This window comes from Flavobacterium sp., assembly GCF_046296355.1.
Lineage (GTDB): Bacteria > Bacteroidota > Bacteroidia > Flavobacteriales > Flavobacteriaceae > Flavobacterium.
Window position 1 is genome coordinate 21,115 of sequence record NZ_JBKBLM010000035.1, and the last position, 7,363, is coordinate 28,477.

At 38.1% G+C, this 7,363-nt stretch carries 5 protein-coding genes and 1 pseudogene; all 6 read left to right on the forward strand.

The features are described from left to right. Window positions 1-22 precede the first annotated feature (22 nt). Window positions 23-3,085 (forward strand): TAT-variant-translocated molybdopterin oxidoreductase, encoded by a 3,063-nt coding sequence (locus ACK4HO_RS11690; protein WP_409666005.1) that lies wholly within the window; start codon window positions 23-25, stop codon window positions 3,083-3,085. 39 nt (window positions 3,086-3,124) lie between these two features. Continuing rightward, entirely contained in the window at window positions 3,125-4,534 is a 1,410-nt protein-coding gene (nrfD, locus tag ACK4HO_RS11695; RefSeq protein WP_187658904.1) for an NrfD/PsrC family molybdoenzyme membrane anchor subunit, read from the forward strand. A gap of 8 nt (window positions 4,535-4,542) precedes the next feature. Next, window positions 4,543-5,070 carry a DUF3341 domain-containing protein gene (locus ACK4HO_RS11700; protein WP_409666008.1) on the forward strand — a complete coding sequence of 176 codons (528 nt, stop codon included), beginning with the start codon at window positions 4,543-4,545 and terminating at the stop codon, window positions 5,068-5,070. An 8-nt stretch (window positions 5,071-5,078) separates the two neighbouring features. Beyond that, on the forward strand, window positions 5,079-5,642 hold the full coding sequence (locus tag ACK4HO_RS11705; protein WP_409666010.1) for a c-type cytochrome: 564 nt from the start codon (window positions 5,079-5,081) through the stop codon (window positions 5,640-5,642). 27 nt (window positions 5,643-5,669) lie between these two features. Beyond that, window positions 5,670-7,163, forward strand: coding sequence for a quinol:cytochrome C oxidoreductase (locus tag ACK4HO_RS11710; RefSeq protein WP_409666012.1), 1,494 nt, complete (start codon window positions 5,670-5,672; stop codon window positions 7,161-7,163). 19 nt (window positions 7,164-7,182) lie between these two features. Beyond that, window positions 7,183-7,363 (forward strand): annotated as a pseudogene (locus tag ACK4HO_RS11715) (cytochrome c oxidase subunit II); the annotation flags it as partial.

The following is a 7,363-nucleotide window of genomic DNA, read 5'->3' on the forward strand; positions in this document are numbered from 1 at the left end:
AAGAAGCTAATATTTATATACGATGTCATCGAACAAAAAATACTGGAAAAGTGTTGAGGAACTAAACGAAAATAGTTCTATTGTTGAGACGCTTAGAAATAATGAATTTGTGGAAGAGATTCCAACAGATGAATTCTTATCAGACAAAGATTCATTATCTTCTTCTTCAACAACTCGTCGTGATTTCTTGAAATACGTTGGATTCAGTACAGCCGCTGCTACTTTAGCTGCTTGTGAAGGTCCGGTACACAAATCTATTCCTTACGTTTTACAACCGGAACAAATTATCCCTGGTGTTGCTGATTATTTTGCAACTTCTATGTTTGATGGTTTTGATTTTGCTAATTTATTGGTAAAAACACGTGAAGGTCGTCCAATCAAAATTGAAAACAATACCATAGCCGGTGCCAAGTTTACTGCCAATGCAAGAGTTCATGCTTCTGTATTGTCATTATATGATAGCATGCGTCTTAAAGTAACTAAGGTGGGTCAAAAAGACGCTACTTGGAAAGAAGCGGATTTAAAAATCAAAGCAAGTTTGGCTGAAGCTAAAGCAAAAGGCGGACAAGTTGTTTTGTTAACCAGCACTTTGGCAAGTCCATCTACTGAAAAATTAATCGCTGAATTTATTGCTCAAAACCCAACCGCCAAGCACGTAGTTTACGATTCAGTTTCTGAATCTGCCGCTTTAGATGCTTTTGAAGCAGTTTACGGTGAAAGAGCCTTAGTTGATTATGATTTTTCTAAAGCAAACACTGTTGTTTCTATCGGTGCAGATTTCTTAGGAGATTGGCAAGGTGGTGGTTTTGATAGCGGTTATGCGCAAGGAAGAATTCCACAAAAAGGTAAAATGTCAAAACACTTTCAGTTTGAAGCCAATATGACTTTGTCTGGCGCTGCTGCTGATCAACGTGTGCCGATGACTGTCGCTAATCAAAAATTAGCTTTAGTTAAAATATACAATATTATAACGGGTTCCTCAGTTTCTGTTGGTAAAGTAGCCAACGAAGATGCGGTTACCAAAGCAGCCCAACAATTGAAAGCTGCCGGTTCTAAAGGACTTTTGGTTTCGGGTATTCAAGATAAAAATGCTCAGTTATTGGTTTTAGCTATTAACCAAAAACTGGCTAGTGAGGCATTCTCAACTTCTGGAACGCGTCAAATTAGAAAAGGTTCAGATGCAAAAGTGTCTCAATTGTTAACAGATATGACTGCGGGAAGCGTTCATACTTTAATTATGAGTGGCGTAAATCCGGTTTACACTTTGGCCAACGGAAAAGCCTTTGCTGAAGGATTGAAAAAAGTTAAATTATCTGTAGCGTTCTCTTTAAAAGAAGACGAAACCGCTTCACTTACCAATATAGCTGTTCCTGCTCCTCACTATCTGGAGTCTTGGAATGACTTAATGTTGACTAAAGGAACTTATTCTTTAGTGCAACCAACGATTCGACCATTATTCAGTTCAAAACAATTCCAAGAAGGATTGTTGTCATGGAATGGAAATGGCACTTCTTACTATGATTATATCAAAGCAAATTCTGCTTCGTACTTAAACGGATTGACTTGGAACAAAGCTGTTCATGATGGTGTGTCTGTTGGTGTAGCTTCAGCTGCTACCGGTGGTTCGGCAGATTATTCAGTTGCTGCCAATGCTTTGGCACAATCAAAACCAGCTAACGGATTTGAATTGGTATTGTATACTAAAACAGGTTTAGGAGATGGTCAACAAGCCAACAATCCTTGGTTACAGGAGTTCCCTGATCCAATTACAAGAGTATCTTGGGATAACTATATTACAGTTTCAAAAGCAGATGCTGATAAAAAAGGATTAACGAATGAAATCGTTGCCAATGGTGGTCTTAACGGAAGTTACGCTACTGTAAAAGTTGGTGATACTTCTATCACTGCTCCGGTAATAGTTCAACCGGGTCAAGCCGTTGGAACAATCGGTTTGGCTTTAGGATACGGTAAAAAAGCCGCTTTAAAAGAAGAAATGCAAGTAGGTGTTAACGCTTACGCTTTATATAATAACTTTGATAACGTTCAATCAGCTACTTTAACTAAAGCCGATGGTGAGCATGAGTTTGCTTGTGTTCAGTCTCAAAAAACTTTAATGGGTAGAGGTGATATTATCAAAGAAACTACTTTAACTGTTTTCACTGCCAAATTTGATGAGCCTGAAGTATGGAATCCGTCACCGATGGTTTCATTGGATCACAAAGAAGTAAAAGCAACTTCGGTTGATTTATGGGAATCGTTTGATCGTTCGGTTGGACATCATTTCAACTTATCAATCGACTTGAATGCCTGTACCGGATGTGGTGCATGTGTGATTGCTTGTCATGCTGAAAACAATGTTCCTGTTGTTGGAAAATCTGAAGTTAGAAGAAGCCGTGATATGCACTGGTTGCGTATCGATAGATATTATTCTTCTGAAGAAACTTTTGCAGGAGACAACAAGAAGAAAAAAGAATTTGATGGTTTGTTTGGTGAAAAAGGATCATTAGGCGGATTTGGAGATATGGAAAGTCCTGCGGACAATCCACAAGTAGTGTTCCAACCGGTAATGTGTCAACACTGTAACCACGCACCATGTGAAACTGTTTGTCCAGTGGCAGCAACTTCTCACGGTCGTCAAGGTCAAAACCAAATGGCTTATAACAGATGTGTTGGTACTCGTTACTGTGCCAATAACTGTCCGTATAAAGTACGTCGTTTCAACTGGTTCTTATACAGCAATAACGAAGAATTTGATTTCCACATGAATGATGATTTAGGTCGTATGGTAGTAAATCCGGATGTCAATGTTCGTTCTCGTGGAGTTATGGAAAAATGTTCAATGTGTATTCAAAAAACACAATTAACAATACTAACCGCAAAACGTGAAGGTAGAGAAGTAGCCGTGGAAGAATTCCAAACCGCTTGTTCTTCTGCTTGTACAACTGGTGCGATGGTTTTTGGTGACGTTAACAATAAAGAAAGTAAAGTTGCTAAGTTGGCCGAAGACAAGAGAATGTACCACTTATTAGAAAGTGTGGGAACAAAACCAAACGTTTTTTATCACGTTAAAGTTAGAAATACCTAGTATCAAAAAATAATTAATTAAGAAACAATATAAAGGATTATGTCGTCTCACTACGAAGCACCCATTAGAAAACCTTTAGTTATAGGTGATAAATCTTATCACGATGTAACAGTAGATGTCGCTGCGCCTGTAGAAGGTAGAGCCAACAAACAATGGTGGACAGTATTTTCAATTGCATTAGCCGCTTTCCTTTGGGGAATAGGTTGTATTGTATATACTATCTCAACCGGAATTGGAACTTGGGGTTTAAATAAAACTGTAGGTTGGGCTTGGGATATCACTAACTTCGTTTGGTGGGTTGGTATCGGTCATGCTGGAACACTTATCTCAGCTGTATTATTATTATTCCGTCAAAGATGGAGAATGGCAATTAACCGTTCTGCAGAAGCAATGACCATCTTCTCGGTAATTCAAGCAGGTTTATTCCCAATCATCCACATGGGTCGTCCATGGTTAGCTTATTGGGTAGTGCCGATTCCTAATCAATTCGGTTCATTATGGGTTAACTTTAACTCACCGTTACTTTGGGACGTATTTGCGATTTCAACGTATCTTTCGGTATCATTAGTATTCTGGTGGACAGGTTTATTACCGGATTTCGCGATGTTGAGAGACAGAGCAGTAACGCCTTTTACTAAGAAAATTTATTCTATCCTATCTTTCGGATGGAGCGGTAGAGCAAAAGACTGGCAACGTTTCGAAGAAGTTTCTTTGGTATTGGCAGGTTTAGCAACACCATTGGTACTTTCTGTACACACTATTGTATCCTTTGACTTTGCTACTTCGGTAATTCCGGGTTGGCATACAACTATTTTCCCTCCGTATTTCGTTGCTGGAGCGGTATTCTCAGGATTCGCGATGGTAAACACTTTGTTAATCATCATGAGAAAAGTGTCAAAATTAGAAGCTTATATCACGATTCAACACATCGAATTAATGAACATTGTAATCATGATTACGGGTTCTATCGTTGGGGTTGCCTATATCACTGAGTTATTTGTAGCTTGGTATTCAGGAGTTGAGTATGAACAATACGCTTTCTTGAACAGAGCAACTGGTCCTTACTGGTGGGCTTACTGGTCGATGATGACTTGTAACGTATTCTCTCCACAATTCATGTGGTTTAAAAAATTAAGAACAAGTATTATGTTCTCTTTCATCATCTCGATTGTGGTAAATATCGGTATGTGGTTTGAGCGTTTCGTAATTATCGTAACCTCATTGCACAGAGATTATCTTCCATCATCATGGACGATGTTTCAACCAACCTTTGTTGATATTGGTATCTTCATCGGTACTATTGGTTTCTTCTTTGTATTATTCCTTTTATATGCGAGAACATTCCCTGTGATTGCACAAGCAGAGGTTAAAACAATCTTGAAATCATCAGGAGAGAATTATAAAAGACAAAGAGAAGCAGAAGGACATAATCATTCAGATAAACACTAATATTTGCTATGAGTAGTAATAAAGTTATACACGCAATATACAATGATGATGATGTATTAATGGATGCGGTTCACAAAACCAGAGCAGCCCATCATCATATTGAGGAAGTTTTCACTCCTTTCCCTGTTCACGGTTTAGACAGAGCGATGGGATTGGCACCAACACGTTTAGCCATTTGTGCGTTCATCTATGGATGTATCGGTTTAACTGTGGCAACGGTTATGATGAACTACATTATGATTTCAGATTGGCCGCAAGACATTGGTGGAAAACCAAGTTTTAGTTATATTCAAAACATGCCGGCTTTTGTACCGGTAATGTTTGAGATGACTGTATTTTTTGCAGCCCACTTAATGGTAATCACTTTTTACATGAGAAGTAGATTATGGCCATTCAAAGACGCAGAAAACCCTGATGTAAGAACTACTGATGACCACTTCTTAATGGAAGTAGCTGTTCACGACAATGAAGCAGAATTGGTAAAATTCTTCGAAGGCACTGGAGCAGTTGAAGTAAAAGTAATTGATAAGCATTAATAATAGATATGAAAAGTTTACTTAAAATAGCATTTGTATTGGGTATCATCGTTTCTTTATCCTCTTGTAAAGATGATTTGAAACCAAACTATCAATATATGCCAAACATGTACGAATCTGTGGCTTATGAAACCTATTCAGAGTCAGATGCTTTCAATTCTCCAACAGGTGAAAAAGGTAAAGAAGGTCAAATTCCTGCTGAAGGTTCGATAAAAAGAGGATTTGTTCCTTATGAATATCCAAACACACCGGAAGCTTTAGCAGCAATAAAAGCTTTAAATCCAAAATCACCACTTGATGCAACTCAAGTTGATATGAAAAAAGCGGAAGAGCTTTACGGTATTTACTGTGCTATCTGTCATGGTGGCGAAGGAAATGGAAAAGGAAAACTGGTAACGCAAGAAAAATTCTTAGGAGTACCAAGCTATGCCGACAGAGTGATCAATGAAGGTAGTGTTTTCCATGTAGTGACTTATGGTTTGAACTCAATGGGTTCTCACGCCAATCAATTAAGTCAGGAAGAGCGTTGGCTAGTTGCCGCTTATGTAATGCAACTTAAAAGCAAATTATAATTGTAGAACAAACAGATTGTTATAGATATGTATACATTTTCAAGTAAATTAAAAACCTTTTCTTTTGTCCTAATGATCGTAGGTATCCTTGGGATTGGTTATGGTTTTTTAACTGCACCAAAAGATATTCATGAAGTTGAGGCTATGTTAAAAGCGGAAGAAGCTGAGCATCATGGTGGTGGTCACGAAGCCGCTCCAGCGCATGAAGCGAAAGCAGAAACTGCAACACACGAAGCGCATGCTGAACCTGTGGCTACTGCTACACCAAGCGAGACAGCAGTTGATTCTGTAGCACACGACACCACTACAACTGTGGCGCATGCTGAACCAACTACTCCGGCAGCACATGCTGAACCAGCAGGGCATGATGCTAAAGCAAGTGCCGGACATGACGACCATAAAGAACATGCTGAACACGTGTTACACCAATTACAAAACAAACCTTGGGCAGCCTTATATGTAGCTTGTCTTTTCTTTATGTTGATTGCTTTGGGAGCTTTAGCTTTCTATGCTATCCAACAAGTAGCACAAGCAGGTTGGTCTCCGGTTTTATTCAGAGTAATGCAAGGAATCACGGCTTATTTATTACCAGGTTCTATCATCTTCTTTATTTTATTGCTATTGTCTGGTTTCCATTTCAATCACTTATTCGTTTGGATGAATGATGGTGTGACTGAAGTTGGACATGAAAATTATGACGCGTTAATAGCCGGTAAAGCAGGTTATTTGAATTTCCCGTTCTGGATTGTCAGAGCAGCTATCTTTATAGCAGGATGGAATTTATACAGACATTTATCAAGAAAGAACTGTTTGGCACAAGATGAAGCTACAGACAACTCTTTCTACAAAAAGAACTTCAAAATGTCAGCGGCATTCTTAGTATTCTTTATCGTAACAGAATCTATTATGTCATGGGATTGGATCATGTCAGTTGACCCACACTGGTTCAGTACATTGTTCGGTTGGTACGTATTTGCCAGTTTCTTTGTAAGCGGTATTACAACCATCTCTATGGTGACGTTATACTTAAAATCTAAAGGTTATTTAGAAAATGTAAACTCTAGTCATATTCACGATTTATCAAAATTCATGTTTGGTATTAGTGTATTCTGGACCTACTTATGGTTCTCTCAATTCATGTTGATTTGGTATTCAAATATACCGGAAGAGGTAACTTATTTCAAAACAAGAATTGAAGATTTCAACTTGCCCTTCTTCGGAGCGGTAGCCATGAATTTTGTATTCCCAATATTGTTATTAATCAATACTGATTTCAAACGTATATCTTGGATTATTGTAATGGCAGGTATTGTTATCTTATTCGGTCACTATGTTGATTTCTTCAACATGATTATGCCGGCAACAGTAGGAGACAGATGGTTCATAGGAATCCCTGAAATATCAGCCATATTATTTTTCCTTGGGTTGTTCATTTTTGTGGTATTCAGTGCCTTGACAAAAGCACCATTGGTACCAAAAAGAAATCCTTTCATCGAAGAAAGTAAACATTTTCATTATTAATATTTAAAGTAAATTACAAATGACAACTCTTTTGATACTTATAGTTGTAGTTTTATTGGCAGTTGCCCTATGGCAGTTAACTAAAATATTCGACTTAACTCAAGTTGGTGGAAATGTGAATGACACACAAGTGGCAAACGATAACGATAACAAAGTTAACGGTTACTTGATGTTTGGTTTCTTAGGATTTATTTACCTAA